The 16,942-nt window shown below is 61.1% G+C and carries 8 protein-coding genes and 1 pseudogene; 5 read left to right on the top strand and 4 right to left on the bottom strand.

Annotated elements, in window-relative coordinates; translation table 11 throughout:
* Positions 1-186: 186 nt before the first annotated feature.
* Entirely contained in the window at positions 187-2,580 is a 2,394-nt protein-coding gene (locus tag EIH27_RS06865; protein ID WP_124040260.1) for a S9 family peptidase, read from the top strand.
* Positions 2,581-2,809: 229 nt separating this feature from the next.
* On the opposite strand, the gene mtnN is transcribed toward EIH27_RS06865, so the two are convergent.
* On the bottom strand, positions 2,810-4,246 hold the full coding sequence (mtnN, locus tag EIH27_RS06860; protein ID WP_124040259.1) for a 5'-methylthioadenosine/S-adenosylhomocysteine nucleosidase: 1,437 nt from the start codon (positions 4,244-4,246) through the stop codon (positions 2,810-2,812).
* A gap of 159 nt (positions 4,247-4,405) precedes the next feature.
* Positions 4,406-4,861 (bottom strand): annotated as a pseudogene (locus EIH27_RS06855) (S-ribosylhomocysteine lyase); the annotation flags it as partial.
* Between the two features lie 604 nt (positions 4,862-5,465).
* On the opposite strand from EIH27_RS06855, the gene EIH27_RS06850 reads away from it, so the two are divergent.
* From EIH27_RS06850 to nrdE, 4 genes are all read left to right on the top strand, one after another.
* Entirely contained in the window at positions 5,466-7,352 is a 1,887-nt protein-coding gene (locus tag EIH27_RS06850; protein WP_241153016.1) for an L-serine ammonia-lyase, iron-sulfur-dependent, subunit alpha, read from the top strand.
* 621 nt (positions 7,353-7,973) lie between these two features.
* A complete protein-coding gene (gene nrdH, locus EIH27_RS06845; protein ID WP_124040257.1) occupies positions 7,974-8,249 on the top strand; it encodes a glutaredoxin-like protein NrdH in 276 nt (91 codons plus the stop codon).
* A 7-nt stretch (positions 8,250-8,256) separates the two neighbouring features.
* Positions 8,257-8,667 carry a class Ib ribonucleoside-diphosphate reductase assembly flavoprotein NrdI gene (gene nrdI, locus EIH27_RS06840; RefSeq protein WP_124040256.1) on the top strand — a complete coding sequence of 137 codons (411 nt, stop codon included), beginning with the start codon at positions 8,257-8,259 and terminating at the stop codon, positions 8,665-8,667.
* Positions 8,668-8,678: 11 nt separating this feature from the next.
* Positions 8,679-10,841, top strand: coding sequence for a class 1b ribonucleoside-diphosphate reductase subunit alpha (gene nrdE / locus EIH27_RS06835; RefSeq protein WP_124040419.1), 2,163 nt, complete (start codon positions 8,679-8,681; stop codon positions 10,839-10,841).
* Positions 10,842-11,041: 200 nt separating this feature from the next.
* Here the strand turns inward: nrdE and EIH27_RS06830 are convergent, their stop codons facing one another.
* Both EIH27_RS06830 and EIH27_RS06825 read right to left on the bottom strand, forming a co-directional pair.
* Complete coding sequence (locus EIH27_RS06830) at positions 11,042-14,317, bottom strand: DEAD/DEAH box helicase (protein WP_164461635.1); 3,276 nt, start codon at positions 14,315-14,317, stop codon at positions 11,042-11,044.
* Positions 14,318-14,515: 198 nt separating this feature from the next.
* Positions 14,516-16,942 carry a glycoside hydrolase family 31 protein gene (locus EIH27_RS06825; protein WP_124040254.1) on the bottom strand — a complete coding sequence of 809 codons (2,427 nt, stop codon included), beginning with the start codon at positions 16,940-16,942 and terminating at the stop codon, positions 14,516-14,518.

Genomic DNA, 16,942 nt, shown 5'->3' with positions numbered 1-16,942 from the left:
GCCACGACCGTCAGTGTGGCGCGGGCGCGAGTACGTGGGTGTTCAGCCCGTGGCTGCTCAAGGATTGAGGTGGACCGTGCTGGTAGCGTCAAGCTTAAAAGCCCGGATGTGTGGCCAGTGTGGTTAATGGCCGCCCGGCAAGGGTGGCTCTAAGCCACTGCACCTGCGAGTAAAGAGGTAACAGCAATGAAGGATGAATCCCAGCCCGCCGGTACGCGCCGGTCCGCCGCGGCCACCCAGTTCACCGAAGCCGCGCCTCTCACGGCACCGGTGGCGAAGCGTGTACCCACCGAACGCGTATTCCACGGGGATACGTACATAGATAACTACGAGTGGCTGCGGGACAAGAACAGCCCGGACGTGCAGCAACTACTCCACGCGGAAAACGCATTCACCGACCAGCAGACGGCGCATCTTGCCGGCGTTCGCGCTGCTCTCGCCGCAGAGTTCGCTGCGCACACCAAGCTCACGGATGTCTCGGTGCCTGTTCGTAGAGGTGCGTGGTGGTATGTCTCCCGCACGCGTGCGGGCCAGCAGTATCCTGCCGTTTATCGCATTCCGGACCGGGGTGTGCGCCCCACGGTGTACCCGATACCGGCGTCGGACGACGCCGCCCTGGATGGTACTGCTGGCGCGAATCTCAAGGTTCCCGATGAAGCATCGGCGTCATCTGACGCAGGCACTGCTACTGGCGGCGCGGCGAGCGCGGCGCAGGGTAGGAAATCGGCCGGCGGTGCCGCGGAACGCGGGGGACCGGCCGAGCAGCTGGTGTATGACGCAAACGCGCTCGCGGAGGGCGAGGAATTTCTCCTACTTTCCGGCTTTGCACCGTCGCCGGATGGAAAGTTGGGAGCGCTGGGTGTGGACTTTTCCGGCAACGAGCACTTCACCCTGCGTATTTTTGACATTGAGTCCGGCGAGGTGATTGATGATTCGGTCACTAATCTCGGATATGGGCTTGCATGGACGGCGGATTCCACCGGCGTTTTCTATACGCGTGTGGATGATGCCTGGCGCACCTGGCAGGTGTGGTTGCACCGGATTGGCTCGGCGGAGGATGAGCTGATTTTCCAGGAGAATGATGAAAAATTCGAGTTATGGCACGCAGCCTCCCGCGACGGGCGCTGGGTGGTTATTACCTCGGAGTCCAGTACATCCACCGAGGTGATGCTTGTATCCACCGAGGATCCGGCGCAGCGTTTCGTGGTGACGCCCCGCCGGGCGAAGCTGGAATATCAGGTAGAACCGGCCGGGGACCAGCTGCTTATTACGCACAATGCCGCGCACGCGGATTTCGAGGTGTCCACGGCACCCGTCGCACCCTCTGATCCGGCGGAGTGGGTGAGCATTTTCGTGCCCGCCGCCGGCGAACATGTGGATGGGGTGGATGCGTTCCGCCATTTCGCGGTGATATCCATGCGTTCGGGCGGGGAAACGCAGTTGCGCGTTATGGTGCGGGACCAGGCCGAATCAAGTGGCGGTTCCGTGCGAGATAACGCAGGCTCTCCCACTATCAATAATGTCGATAAATGGCAGGTGCCGGTGGCTATCGACACGCCCGCTGGCGGTGCCACGTCGCTGGCACCCAATGAAACCTGGGATACGGCAGAGATCACCTACGTGTACACGTCGCTACTCACTCCGCGTACCTATTATTCATACGCACCGGCCGCGGCGGCCACGACGGCGGATGGGGCCACCTCGGCCGGTACGTCCGTGCTTATCAAGCGGACCGAGGTGCCCGATTATGATCCGAGCGCGTATGTGCAGGATGCGGTGTGGGTGACCGCGCAGGACGGTACGAAGGTACCGATGACGGTGGTACGGCGTCGTGAGGTCCAACCTGACGGGACGAATCCCGGTTACATCTATGGCTACGGCTCCTACGGCGTGTCCAATGATCCGTTTTTCAGTCCGCAGCGTATTGCTCTCCTGGATCGCGGCGTGGTCATTGGGTGGACGCACGTACGCGGCGGCGGCGAACTGGGCCGCGCCTGGTACGAGGGCGGCAAGCTGCTGGACAAGAAGCACACGTTCACCGATTTTGTGGACAGCGCCCACTGGCTCATCGACAACGGGTGGGTGGCGCCGGATCGGCTGGCGGCCGAGGGGCGATCCGCCGGCGGTCTACTCATGGGTGCCGTGGCAAACCTGGCGCCGGAAACATTCCGCGCGATTCTGGCAGGCGTGCCGTTCGTGGATGCGCTCACCACTATCCTTAACCCGAGCCTTCCCCTCACTGCCGGCGAATGGGAGGAATGGGGCAATCCGATTGAATCCGAGGAGGTGTACCGCTACATGAAGAGCTATTCGCCCACGGAAAATATTCGCCCGGTGGAGTACCCGGCGATTCTGGCCACCACCTCTCTCAATGATGTGCGCGTGTTTTATGTGGAGCCCACCAAATGGGTTCAGCTTCTGCGCGCCACGGTCACCAACGGTTCGGACCGTCCCATTCTTGAACGTATCCAGATGGTCGCGGGGCACTTCGGGAAGACGGGCCGCACGGACGCATGGAACCAGCGTGCCTATGAGCTCGGCTGGCTGCTCGATCAGATTGGTGCCACAGAGCGGATTTAATGCGACTGGCGGGCAGGTTGGGTGTCCGACCTAGCGGGGTCTGGCGTGAGGTGCCGGTTTGGTCACTGCTCGGATCCCCGGCCTGGCGGGTTAGCGCGGGTTGACCGGGGCGCTTGTCCAACGGGCTGGCCGGGCGCCCGAACCAATAGTCCGGGCGCTAGCCCGCGCCTATTCCCCGTCGCGTATGGAGGGAAGCTCCGGTCGGGGAGATAAGACCCGGCCACGCCTCCTATTCTCCGTCGCGTACGGCGGAAAGTGCTCCGCTCCAGGAACCGAAGTTCTGCCGTACAGCCGCGCCGCTAGGGAACACGCCCCGGTTTTCGGGTTGGTGCGCCCAACTCTGGTACCCGTTGAACGACGCCGTCCGCCCCGCCCGGTTCGCCGCGCGCACGTAGGCACGCACCGCGTTGACATAATCCGCGGCGTCGAAGCGCAGCCCACCTCGTTTGCGGCCACTCTTCACGGAGAGACCGATTGAGGTGAGGGCGTCATTCCAGTAGCCGCCGGAGCGCTTAATGATAGTTTGCGAGGTGGGCGGCCAGGCCAGTTTTCCGCGCCCGGACGCCAATCCGCGTGCTCCCACCAGGCGGGCGCGGGTGGAATCATACTGCTTGGCGGTGAGCGTAACGGTTGAATCCGCAGTGATGGCAGCCAGGGCCCCAGCCACCCGTCGCAAGATGGTGGCCTCGTGAGCCACATCCAAACCGCGGCACTGGGCGCGAACCGCATGTGTTAACTCTTCGGGCACTGCCTCGGGGTCCCCCTCAACGTTCTTCACCTCACCGAATACGTAGAGCAGGGAGGCGCGCAACGCGGCGTCGTCGAAACGAGGGGATTTCCCTGGTGTGGCGCCACTGTGGCAGTTAATGATGGTTTCCACCACGGCGCGGGCGGAGAGTTCGGCGGCGCGAGCGGCATCCATGTGGAAATCCTGGCCGGCTTCGGGGCCGCACAGATCCGAGGCCGAGCGTAGCGAGATAAACGGGATGCCAAACTGCCATGCGGCCTGCGCGGCGGCGGTGGATTCCATATCCGTGGACAGGGCATCCGGGAAGGCCGTGCGCATGTCACCCACGTTCTTCGCGGTGACGAACGAGTCTCCTGAAAGCATCTGGCCCTGCTGAACATCCTTGGGCAGTGCGGCGAGCAATGCCTCCGAACCGGGGAATGAGGCGGGCCGGCCCGGAATTTGTCCGCGCACGTAGCCAAACGCGGTCGCATCTGCCGCTCCGTATGCGTAGCTGGTACCGGCCACGAGGGTGCCGACCGTCATGCCTTTCGCCAGCCCGCCCGTGGTGCCCGCGGAAATGACGAAGCGCGGTTTTGTACGCGCGAACAGCCATCCGAGGGCCGCCGCCGTTCCCGCCAGTCCGATCCCGGTCTGCATCACAAGGATGGTGCCGGGAAGGAGGGCGGTAGAGGGTGTGGCGGTGGCATCCGCGGTCCGGGTGGCCGTGGTCCGGATGCCAGCGGCCCCGATTACAGCGGTGTCGACGCCCGTGGTCCCGACGCCCGTACCCCTCGGAGTAATGGTCCAGGCGGCCGGAACGGGTGCGTCGAAAAGTTCGGCTGTAGCGCCGGAGACGCGCTCAAGTTCGGCCACCACCGGTGCGGCCTCCTCCGGCATTGCGGCAATGACAACGGCGGCGATCTTCAGGCGCGCCATCTACTCCTCGCTTCCGTTCGTATCGGGGCTTGCGTTGGACGGCGTCGCCTCGCCGTTGTTCGTGGCCTGGCGAGTTCCGACGGCCGTGTCACCTTCGACGTTACCCCGGGCTTTCATACTCACGTGACCGGTGCTTGAGCCGACCTCGGCGTCGTCGCGCATAACCTGCGCCCACTCCGCGCGATGTGCGAGCATCTCCCGCACCGCGGCTTGTGCGCCCTCGAGCGAGTGGTGCGCACCCCAGCCGCACTGGATTTCATTAGCGGCGGGCACCTCGGTTTCGGCCAGAATGTCGCGGAACGTCTGCTCGACAAGCTCCATCGTGCTCTCGGGGTTTGGCTCCTCGGCGAGGATGAGGTAGAAGCCGGTCTGGCAGCCTATAGGTGAAAAATCAACTACTGCGTCCGAGTGATTGCGCGCATGCTCGGCAAACGAATGCTCGATCGAATGCACGGCAGCCATGTCCAGGTGAGCCTGGTTCGGCTGGGTGAAACGGACGTCATATTTGGTGAGCGTGTCCCCGTGGGGCAGATGCTTGACGTCTGCAATACGAACGTAAGGAGCTACCACTTTACGGTGGTCAAGATTGAACGATTCCACGTTCATTCGTGCCATTTTTATCCTTTTCAACGATGTCGTTCGCGTCATAACCCCGGGGTTACGATTCGCAACCGGCGCCGCCCCACGCACCGGACGGGCCGGCGTGCGGGTGCGACGCCGTATGCTCGCGCACGATATACCTGGCATGAATGCTACAACAGGGCGTCATGCTGGGCGAATATGGGACAGATTGGTGGTACCAGACCGCAATCAATTCCCACGGTATTCCAAGGGTACAGCCGTGGATTACACAGGAGGATCGGGTTATATATCTGTTGTCAGCGGGGCTAACTGGGAGCGTGGACCCGGCCCGCCGAGTGATGGATTGCCTCCTATAGCCGCCTTGCGGTCTTCCTTCGGGTGGTCGCAAGGCGGTGGGTGGCCAGGGAAGCGTGGATCCCTGGCCACCCTTTTTATATGCGGGGGTTTCGTACGTGTTTTATACGCGTGGTTTCACGTCGTGCTTTGTGTGTGGGAGAAGGCTCCGATGAGGGAATAGAGTTCCGTGCGCACGGCGACGCACGCCGCTCGCCGCGACATGTACCGGTGCACTCGCGTGGCCTTATGCTTGGGGCATCGGTGCAAAGTGAGGTCCGCGCCGGCCACGAGAGGAGACGCGATGCGTCACATAGAACTGACCGGTGATTCAGCTTCCTGGCAGGAAGAGGTGGATGGCACCCACGGCAAACGTGGGTCCTCAGCGCCGTCCGGCACCCACGGCATCCATGGCGTACCTGTCCCGGCCGCATCCGGACGCTCCGGAACTTTGTCCGTGCCGGCTACCGGCTCCGTCGCGTCTGGTAGCTCGGCCTCGTCCGCTTCTGAGGCGCCGGTAACTCCGGATCGCCCGCTGGGCGTGATGGACATGCTGCAGGTGGGTATTGGTCCGTCGTCGTCGCATACGGTGGGGCCAATGCGAGCGGGACGCCACTTTGCCGGTCTGTTAGCGAAGCACCTGCGCGCCACCGGGGCGGACGTGGATGGGCTGAGTATTGAGCTGTTCGGCTCGCTGGGCGCCACCGGGCGCGGACACAATACGGACCGGGCCGTCATGCTGGGGATAGCCGGATATGCGCCGGAAACGGTGGATATCCCGGTGGTGGACGGATTTGAAGCGGCCGTGGATAGGGACGGAGCGCTCAACGTGGCCGGATATGGTCCCGTGCCATTCTCCCGCGCTCGCGACATTCGCTTCCTCCCACGCGAAATTAAGCCGTACCACGTCAACGCGCTCACCATTACGGCCATGCGGGGCGGCGAACCTGAGTTTGCCCATACCTATTATTCGGTGGGCGGCGGTTTCGTCATGGAGGAGACCTTCACACCGGACCATCCGCGGCCCGTCGCGATTGAGACCGCGGTGCTGGATGCTTCGGATTCGGATGCTTCAGGTGTGGATGCCCCACGTCCGGACGCTTCGGCTGCCCCGGCTGCAGGGGCAGGTACCGAGGCGCTCCCGGCGGCGTCGGAAACATCCGGCGCTACCACTGGCGGTCCGGAGGCGGCCGCGGCACCGTACCCCTACCAGAATGCGGCACAACTACTGGAAATCTGCGACCGCACGGGCATGAGCATTGCGCAGGTGGCACTGGCGAACGAAGAGTCCGTGCACTCGCGGGCGGCCGTGCTATCCCACATTCACACGGTTTACCGCGTTATGGAGGGTGCGATTGAGGCCGGTACGCACACGGAGGGCGTACTGCCGGGGGTGCTTCACGTGCAGCGCCGCGCCCCGGGACTGGCGGCGCAGCTGGCGCACGGTGGAAGCGTTTTGGACGACGTCGCAGCCACCACTCCGGGTGAAGAAGCGGGTTCGGATACGGGGGACGCTGTTTCTGGGCTGGCCGGTTCACGTGCTGCCGGTCGAGGTGCGAATCCAGGCACAGCCCCGGGCGCGGGGCTTCCGGGCGGCCTGCGCGATCTGGCCTACGTGAACCTTTACGCGCTCGCAGTGAATGAGGAAAACGCGGCCGGCCACCGTATTGTCACGGCGCCCACGAACGGTGCGGCGGGCATTATTCCGGCCGTGAGCACGTACTACATGCGGCACATTCCGGGTGCGACGAGCCGTGGCCTCGAATGCTTCATGCTGGCTGCGGCCGCAATTGGCGGCATTATCAAGCGGAACGCATCCATCGCCGGCGCCGAGGTGGGCTGCCAGGGCGAGGTAGGGAGCGCCTCCGCGATGGCTGCCGCCGGACTGGCCGAGGCGCTGGGCGGCAGCCCGCACCAGGTGGAGAACGCAGCGGAGATGGCCATGGAGCATTCCCTCGGCCTCACCTGCGATCCAGTGGCCGGCCTGGTCCAGATCCCATGCATCGAACGTAATGCGATGGCATCGGTCAAGGCCATTAACGCGGCGTACATGGCGCTGTGGGGCAATGGTTCCCATACGGTCAGTTTCGATACGGTGGTGGAAACCATGCGGCAGGTGGGTGTGGACATGCTCTCGAAGTACAAGGAAACCTCGGAGGGTGGCCTGGCCGTCAACGTTGTTGAGTGCTGAGCACGGAGCCGTAACCTATAGCCGCTCTGCACGACGTCGTTCACCTGCGCACAGTAGTGGTTGCTTGGTGTGTGGCGAGGTAACTGTCGTGGCTATAGAGACGGAAGCAAACAATATTGTTGCAAACAATGTGCAAACAACTAGTTGTTTGAAATCCGTAGTTTTCGTTGCTATTCCGCCAAAACAATATTGTTTGTAGGTTGTTTTTCGTGCGAGGAGGGGAGAAACCGCCACGCTCGTCCCAAAGGGTGGGCCGGAGCTGTTTCCCGTATGGGTAGAGGAGAATAGGGAAGGGTAGGTGGCGCTTCCTGTTGCGCGGATCCGGCCCAGCGGCAGGCAGCATTCGATCCTTTCTTACGCCTAACGCCCTCCCACCCACTACGAAAGCGATGATGCAAGTGGGCACGCCACGGCGTCGTCGAAAGGAAGAATGAAACCGCACCAGGGCGCGAAAAACGGGGCGTGTGACAAACTTGTCCACCACAAAATGTTGGGATCCTTTTACCACGTAACCACAACATGTAGTGTGGATCTACGTCCCTGGGCGGTGATCTGCGGTATCCTCGCTCGGGCGGCCAGTAGGCCAGTCTCAGCGGAAGCTGATGTCCACAGAGGAGAGAAATGAAGGTCACCGTTTACACGAAGCCCGCATGTGTGCAGTGCAATGCTACGAAGCGTTCGCTCAAGAAGGCTGGCGTTGCGTATGCGGAAGTGGACATGACCCAGGATGCTGAGGCGCTCGCGGCCGTCAAAGCGATGGGCTTCAAGCAGGCTCCCGTGGTGGTGGCGAACGGTCGTAGCTGGTCCGGGTATCGTCCGGATGAACTCAAGGCACTCATCAAGGCTGTAGCCGAGGAGTCCACTCAGGCCGAAGAACCAGCCAGCGTGCTTGCGTAGGCGCGCCGTGGTCCACATCGTCTATTTCTCCTCGCAAACCGGCAACACGAAGCGGTTCGTGGAGAAACTCGGGTTCCCCGCGCAGCGTATTCCTATTCATAAGGCGGATGGCCCTCTCACGGTAAACGAGGACTACGTGCTGGTGGTGCCCACGTACGGCGGTGGACATCCGGCGGGTGCGGTGCCGCGGCCTGTCATCCATTTCCTCAACGATCCCCACAACCGCTCACTCATCCGTGGCGTCATTGCGGGCGGCAACACGAATTTTGGGCAGGCATACGGCCTTGCGGGTGACGTGGTGGCGGCAAAATGCCACGTGCCCGTGCTCTATCGGTTTGAACTACTGGGCCTCCCGGCGGACGTGGAGGCGTGCCAGAAAGGCTTGGAGGAGTTTTGGAAAACACTACCGAAGCATTAAACGGTGCGGCGCTGAACCCGGAGAACACGACGTCGTCCGTCCCGGCGGAGGAAACGGCGGCCCTCAACCCGGACCTCGACTACCACTCGCTTAACGCGCAGCTGAATTTGTACGACGCCGATGGCAAGATCCAGTTCGACGCGGACAAGCAGGCCGTGCGCCAATACTTCCTGCAGCATGTCATCCCGAATACGGTGCGCTTTGACTCGCTGGAGGAAAAGCTGCACACCCTGGTGGAGAAGGGTTATTACGAGGGTGAGGTGCTGGAAAAGTACAGCCCCGAATTTATTAAGAGCTTGTACCAGCGTGCCTACGCGCATCATTTCCGCTTTTCCACGTTCCTGGGCGCGTTTAAGTACTACACCTCCTACACGCTGAAGTCGTTTGATGGCACCAGGTATCTCGAGCGCTTTGAAGATCGCGTGTGCATGGTGGCCCTGGCGCTCGGTAATGGTGATGAGCAGCTGGCCACGGATCTCATGGAGGAGACCATTACCGGCCGCTTCCAGCCGGCAACGCCCACGTTCCTCAATGCGGGTAAGAAGGCACGTGGTGAACTGGTGTCCTGCTTCCTCATTCGCATTGAGGACAACATGGAGTCCATCGCGCGTGGCATTAATTCCGCCCTGCAGCTGTCCAAGCGTGGCGGTGGCGTGGCACTTAACCTCACGAACCTGCGCGAGCAGGGCGCACCCATTAAGCGCATCGAAAACCAGTCGTCCGGCGTGAACCCGGTGATGAAGCTGCTGGAGGATTCCTTCAGCTATGCGAACCAGCTGGGTGCACGCCAGGGTGCCGGCGCGGTGTACCTCAATGCGCACCACCCGGACATCATGCGGTTCCTGGATACCAAGCGCGAAAATGCGGATGAGAAGATTCGTATTAAAACGCTGTCGCTTGGTGTGGTGATTCCGGATATCACCTTCGAACTGGCTAAGCGCAAGGAAAAGATGGCGCTGTTCTCCCCCTACGATGTGGAGCGGGTATACGGTGTGCCGTTCACGGAGATTTCCGTGACCGAGAAGTACCAGGAGATGGTGGATAATCCGAATATCCGCAAGTCCTGGCTGGATGCGCGCCACTTCTTCCAGACTCTTGCCGAAATTCAGTTCGAATCCGGCTATCCGTACATTCTTTTCGAGGACACCGTGAACCGTGCAAACCCGATTAAGGGTCGCATTTCGATGTCCAACCTGTGCTCGGAGATCCTCCAGGTGTCCGAGGCCTCCACCTACAACGCGGACCTCAGCTACAAGCACGTGGGCAAGGACATTTCCTGCAACCTGGGCTCGCTAAATATCGCCAAGACGATGGATTCTCCTTCGCTTGGCTACACGGTTAATACGGCGATTCGCGCGCTCACCTCCGTTTCGGATCAGACCCATATTTCCTCGGTGCCGTCGATTGAACGCGGCAATGACATGAGCCATGCGGTGGGCCTGGGCGAAATGAACCTGCACGGGTTCCTCGGCCGCGAGCACATTTACTACGGCTCCGAGGAAGCGCTGGATTTCACCAATATCTACTTCTACACCGTGGCCTACCACGCCATAGATGCGTCCATGGAATTGGCGAAGGAACGCGGCGTGAAGTTCGCCGGCTTCGAGGATTCCAAGTACGCGAGCGGCGAGTACTTCACCAAGTACATTGAGCGGGAGTGGAAGCCGCAAACGGAGCGGGTGGCCCAGTTGTTCGCGAAGCACCACATTCCCACGCAGGAGGACTGGAAGCAGCTCGCGGCTGACGTGGCAGAGTTCGGCATGTACAACCAGAACCTGCAGGCCGTGCCGCCCACGGGGTCGATTTCCTACATCAACAACTCCACCTCCTCCATCCACCCGATCGTCTCTAAGATCGAAATTCGCAAGGAGGGCAAGCTGGGCCGCGTGTACTATCCGGCGCCCTACATGACGAACGACAATCTGGAGTACTTCCAGGACGCCTACGAGATCGGCCCGCGTGCCATCATCGACACCTATGCGGTGGCCACGCAGCACGTGGATCAGGGCCTCTCGCTCACGCTGTTCTACCCGGATTCGGTCACCACGCGTGACGTCAACCGGAATTACATTTACGCGTGGCGCAAGGGCATCAAGAGCCTCTATTACATGCGTATCCGCCAGCAGGCGCTTGAGGGTACCGAGGTGGAGGGCTGCGTCTCCTGCATGCTGTAGGGGTGTTCGCGATGCGTGCGGGATTTAGGAACCGGCGCTCTGCGCAGTATGTTTCGACGACGCCGTAGCTCAGCGCCCTGCCCGCGCACGAAGTGGGTACGACGCCGCCGTATTGCCGCCCGAAGAGCTCGGTGCACGGGTAGTAGGTAAGTAGGAGGGGCCAGTTCGAATGAACTGGCCCCTCCTCCATGCCTGGCGCTTTACTTGAACAGATCGCGCAGGTCCGCGCCCGTAATCGGGACGCCCGCACCGGCGTCGACGATGCCGGCCAGCGCGCGCTTCTTCTCCTGCAACTTGATGACCTTCTCCTCGATGGTGCCCTCGGACACGAGCCGGTACACGTTTACCGGCTTGTCCTGGCCGATGCGGTGCGCACGGTCAATGGCCTGCTCTTCGGCAGCCGGGTTCCACCACGGATCCATGATGTACACGTAGTCCGCTTCGGTGAGCGTGAGGCCCACACCGCCTGCCTTGAGGGAAATAAGGAACACGGGCTTGTCGCCGGACTTGAATTGGGCGATTTGATGGTCGCGATCCCGTGTGGAACCGTCCAGATACGCGAACCCGATGCCGCGCCGATGCAATTCCACCTCGATCCGGTGCAGATACGTGGTGAACTGACTGAACACCAGCACCTGGTGGCCGGCGGGCAGCAGCTGCTCCAGCGAATCCACCAAAAAATCGGTTTTTTCTGCTGATGGAACGTCCACGGTGAGCGCGGCCCGCTCGTCGTCGGTGGTAATGAGAGCCGGATCGATGGCCAGACGCCGCAACCGCGTGAGCGAAGCAAGAATGGAAATCCGATTCTTGCTGACATTGTCCAGCAGACCCAGCACTTCCTGCCGCTCCCGCTCCAACTGCTCGCGGTAGCGGCGGGCATGCTGCGGTGCAAGCTCGATGGACACCACGGATTCCATCTTCTCCGGCAGCTCGCGGGCCACTTCGCTCTTGCGGCGGCGCATCATGAACGGGTGGATGAGGCGCGTGAGCAGATCGGCGGCGCTCTTATCCCCGGAGCGTTCGATCGGGTTGCGGAACTTCTCCGCGAACCCGGCGTGCGTGGGCAGCAGCCCCGGCGACGTCAAATAGAGCAGCGCCGCCAAATCGTCGAGCGAATTCTCCACCGGGGTACCGGTTACGGCGAAAGTCCATGGCCGCTCCAGTTCAGAAATAGCCCGATAGCCCACGGTGGACGGGTTCTTAATGTTCTGCGCCTCGTCGGCCACAATGCCGCCCCACTTCACCGTGCGGTACTCGCGTGCGTCCAGGCGTACCAGCGTGTAAGAGGTGACAATGATGTCCGTACGCTCGGCCAGGTTGGAGATGGACCGGTTCCGCTTCTTGGAGGTGCCGGAAATGGTGGCCACGCGCAGTTTCGGCGTGAACCGCTCCGCCTCGCTCTTCCACGTGGAAATCACGGATGTGGGTGCCACGATGAGCACCGGCGCATCCAGCTGATCCGCCTCCTTGAGGTGCTGAATCATGGCGAGCAGCTGAACCGTTTTGCCCAGGCCCATATCATCCGCCAGCAGTCCGCCGAACTGGGCGCGTGCCAGGTGGGTGAGCCACGAATAACCTGTCACCTGGTAGGGGCGCAGTTTTCCGTCAAAGTGCTCCGGTTCGGCCAGCTCCTCGCCCAGCGAATCGAGTTCGTGCAGCTTCGCCCGGAGCTCCGCCGACGCCTGCAGATTCTCCAGCTCCAGCGCGTGGGCGCGAAGCGTGGGCACGGAAATTGAATCCGCCTTCACCTCGCCCAGTGCTGCCGCATCCTTGAGGAGCTGGCGCAGCTTGTCGAATTGAGGCCCGAGATGTACGGCCACCTCGCCGACGGTGACAAAATCCTTTCCCTCCATCAGCGCGCGGTAGAGGTCCGAGAGCGCGATCTGGCGCCCCTCCACCTCCACCACAACCTCAAGGTCCAGCCAGTCATGATTATCCGTGGCAATCGTGGTGATGACGGGTGCCGCCGTGAGCACGTCGATATCCGCGTCCGCCGCGAAATCCACCCCGATCCCGGCCTTCTCCAGCGCCGGCAGAAACTCCGTGCGCAGCTTGCCATAGAGGCTCAAATCCAGCCCGGTGGGAATTGCAAACGAAAGTGGCACCCCCATTCGCGCGCGCTTCCAGGCGTGCCGGGCGGCAGCGACGTCGTCGGACACGTGAGAAACAGCCAGCAACGGCGTGAGAATCGGCTTCTCCTGGCCTTCCATTTCCCGCGCCTCGCGCCACGTGAGCGTGAGTCCGTCCCCCTCGCGCGTGACGGAGAGGTGGAGGCGCGCCGGGCCCACCCTATGCGGCGTGAATGTGCGGTCCGAGCTGTCCACCTTCACGGCCCCGCCCAGCGCGGGGAGGAATGAGGCCTCGAACTCAAGCTGTTCGGCGGCGGGCACCTCGAAGGAATCGTGGGCGCCGGCCATGCGGATCACTTCTGCCGGTACGGACGCGTTGACGCGCCCCAGCACGAACGCTTTAGCCTGATGCGATTCGACGACGCCGCCGCGCCCGAACCCACTCGCCTCCGTGGCGGACGGTTCCGTTGCGGGCAGGGTGGTTCCGTCCACCCCGAATGCGTTGAGATCCGTGCCGTCCGGGAGCAGGCCGACGGCGAGCAGCGGATCGGTGCCGGGGAGTGCCTCGGCGCGCGAACCGTTGGGGGCTTCCGGCACAAACAGCACGGCCAGATCACCGGAGCGCTGAATACGAATATTCGCCTGGATATCCCACGGCAGGCGGGAGAGAACCAGTGGCGTGGACGGGTCATCGAAGAACAGGCGCACACCCGCCCCGGCCAGACGATTCAATTCCGTGTAGAGGGACGGCCCGGCCGTTTCGACGTCGATCGCCTGAACCGTTTGGAAGCCCTCCACGTGCGCGGTGGCCTGGTAGAAGGAGCGCATGGCCTCCAACTGAGCCGGGTAGAAGCGCGTGGCCAGGCGATTGCGGGAGGAGTGCATGATGTCCTGCCAGCCAATGCCGTGCGGCGTCCAGCCGCGGTCACGGTGATGGGCGGAGCGGGTGTGGCGGTGCCGGCGATCCTCCTTGCGACCTGCCGGACGCCCGGCCACCTCATGAAGAGGCTTGAATACGAAAGAAGAGCCGCCACGATCCAGTAGGAGGCCGAGGTTTTCGGCATCCGTGGCGTCGTCACGCGGGGCGATCGTTTCCAGAATGGTGCGCCAGGCGGACTGCTGCGCGCCTGCGCCGAGGGACACGAGTACGGCCGCGATGTGCTTGCAGGAGAAGTGCACAGGGCAGGAGCAGTAGCCGGTGAGCGGATCAATCTTGGTGAGGTGCTGGGTATAGGTGGTGCCGGTGCCCATCACCGAGGAGCGGAGAGTGCCCTCATCCTCCTCCACTTTGCCCACGTGGCCGGTGCGAGCCAACGTGCGGCCTCGCTCCAGTGTTTGCTCCCCAAATAGGTACGTCAATTCCTCCGGCGAGAGCCGCCGTATCTGCTGTTCAATCCTGCTGGCCATCGTTTCATGATATGCCCGCCGTGGCCGAGGGCGACAACTGCGGGCAATCTCGCAATTCGTTGCAATTGGGGCGGTTGTGGGGCGATGGCGGTTGGTGGTGCGTCGCCCCATCGCGCCCCCGACCTCCATTGGAAGATTTCCGGCGGCTTTGGAGTAAACATGCACACAGGAGGAAGCAATGGCCATCTAGAAGATGCGTTAGCCGGCAAGCTCCTCCGCGATTGCAGCGACTAGTCCGGTAGGGAGACCCAGCGTTGCAAGGGATTGAACTGCCAATAGTGATGAAGAGTTGCTGTGCTGATTTGCGTTAATTGAACTTCGTGAGTTCCTTTCTTCATCTGCCGGTCTCGCAGTTAGCAGTGGCTTCAAGATATTCCAAGCTCGATCTTTCGCTTCGAACTTAACGTTTGCTTGGTCGAGCAGATGAAACACGCGGTCAGCTGCGCGGTTAGGATCGCTCGGGAGATGATCAAGATGAACATTAAGGGAGGTCAAGTCGACGGTACCGAGCGTGACCTGCTGCCAGGGCGAATGATAGGAAGGATCTCCACTAGGCTTGTATGCACCTCGTATCGACGTTGTCGAATTGGCCCGTATACCTACGAGTTCTATCGAAACCTGTGCGATCCGGGAGAAATCGGCGTCCGTTGCGGCGCCAAGATATCTGGTACGGGATGTGAGAGATAGAGAGCAGCCGATCCAGTTAAGGAAGAACTTGATTCGGTACGGAGTGCCGCTGGCATCAAGTTCAATGAGTTCACCGGTTCCAGATCCTTCTGTCACCGCCAGAATCATGTGGCTGGGCTGATCGTCAAGAGCCTGCCGGGATGCGAGGGGAATGATGCTCCCCGAACGGGCGAGGACGGGAATGCTATCCAGGGAACGATGAAGCGTCAATTCGCTGTTACCAAGGTAGGAGGTCCCAGTGAAGACATCCGTCCAGCGCCCTGGCGGTAGCCATACGCCTGAGGTGGCGAGCCGGGTGGTCTTGTCCACCGGGCTAGTAATCGGGGCTGCGAAGAGATCTCCAAAGAAGTACGTGTTCTCGAACTCGTAGGCTTCGTTTCGACCGGAATAATCGTGATAAATAGGGCGCACGGGGCCCTTACCGTGAAGATGACTGTTCCACATAGCCGTATAGAGCATTGGAATCAGCGCATGACGAAGCCTTAGGAAGGCTGCCTGAACTGAGGCGTGTGGTTCGTCGTAATGCCAAGGTTCCTTGTTGAAGAACTCAGACCGGGAGGAATAAAGTCGATTGATTGGTGAGAATACACCGAACTGCACCCAACGTGTCTCGAGTTCAGGATCGGACGTGCCCAGCATGTGGCCACCAATATCGTGGCTCCACCAGTAGTATCCGACGTTCGCGGCCGTAGCCGTGAAGTAAGGCTGAAATGCTAGTGACTTCCATGAGACAACCGAGTCGCCAGAGAAGCCCAGTGGGAAGCGGTGTGATCCAAGACCGGCATACCGGGAGAAGATGATCGCGTCGCTCCCGTGCCGTTTGTGTGCGTCATAGGTGTGCAGATGATTGAGCATCCAGAGAGGATCGAGACCGGGTACCTTTGAAGTGTTGCCCTGCTGCCAATCTATCCACCAAAAGTCCACGCCTTCATCTTCGAGTGGATGATGAACGAGATCAAAGTATGCATGCATGAAGGAGCGAGAGGTAACATCAAATTCAATCGGAACGCCGCTTTCTGGGTCGACACCTAGTGCTTGAGCGACTTCTGGATACTGCTCTTCATGTCTGCGTATGCCAGCCGCTGGGTGGACATTGAGGCTCACCTTCAGATGACGATCGTGGAGGGCCGACAGAAATGCTCCTGGGTCTGGGAATAAAGTGCGATTCCACGTGTAGCCTGTCCACCCTGTACCGATTGAGGGGTCTATGTCAGTGAGATGCCAGTCAATGTCTACGACACTTACTGATAGCGGAATGCCACGGTGAGAGAAACTATCCATGAGGTTGAGGTACTCGTCGGCCGTATATGGCCAAAAACGGGACCACCAGTTCCCAAGTGCATACCTGGGGATAATTGGCGAGGAGCCGGTAAGCATGAAGTAGTCGCGGAGTTCTTGCTGATAGTCATCTCCGTAGCCGAATAGATAAAGGTCCTTGCTGCTCGTAGCCCGCGGGGTGACCCATCCGTCGGGGTCCACTAGGAGTGATTTTGAATCATCAATTACAAATATTCCGTTCCGGGCGAGGAGTCCAGGTTCGAGATCAACCGCTCCATCTGCCCCATCGAGTGTTCGTGCTGTACCTCCGAGGTTGCCTGAGGCTCGATTCAGTGTGGGCTGTTCACCATAGGTCCACGTCGAGCCATAGGGACGGCTACTTCCCTTTTTGAGGGCGTAGCGCAAACCAGCCGGTGTAAATGGCTTTTTGTTATAGAAGAGGCTTACAAATGCGGTATCGAGCTGGAGCCCGTCAGGACGGTCTATGAGGCTAAAACGAGGTTTAGGAAAGGACCGGTTGACGACGACTTGTGTTGGTGAATCAACGAATGCTCCTGTCGGATTCCATTCAATTCGAATGAGTCGGTCCGTCAGTATAGAGATGCGCCATGTATCACCTTGAATGACGGATTCAGGACTTGGATGGATGTTTGTGGCCAC

Source organism: Neoactinobaculum massilliense (assembly GCF_900604955.1).
Classification (GTDB): domain Bacteria; phylum Actinomycetota; class Actinomycetes; order Actinomycetales; family Actinomycetaceae; genus Neoactinobaculum; species Neoactinobaculum massilliense.
This window is presented reverse-complemented; position numbering and strand designations above follow the sequence as displayed.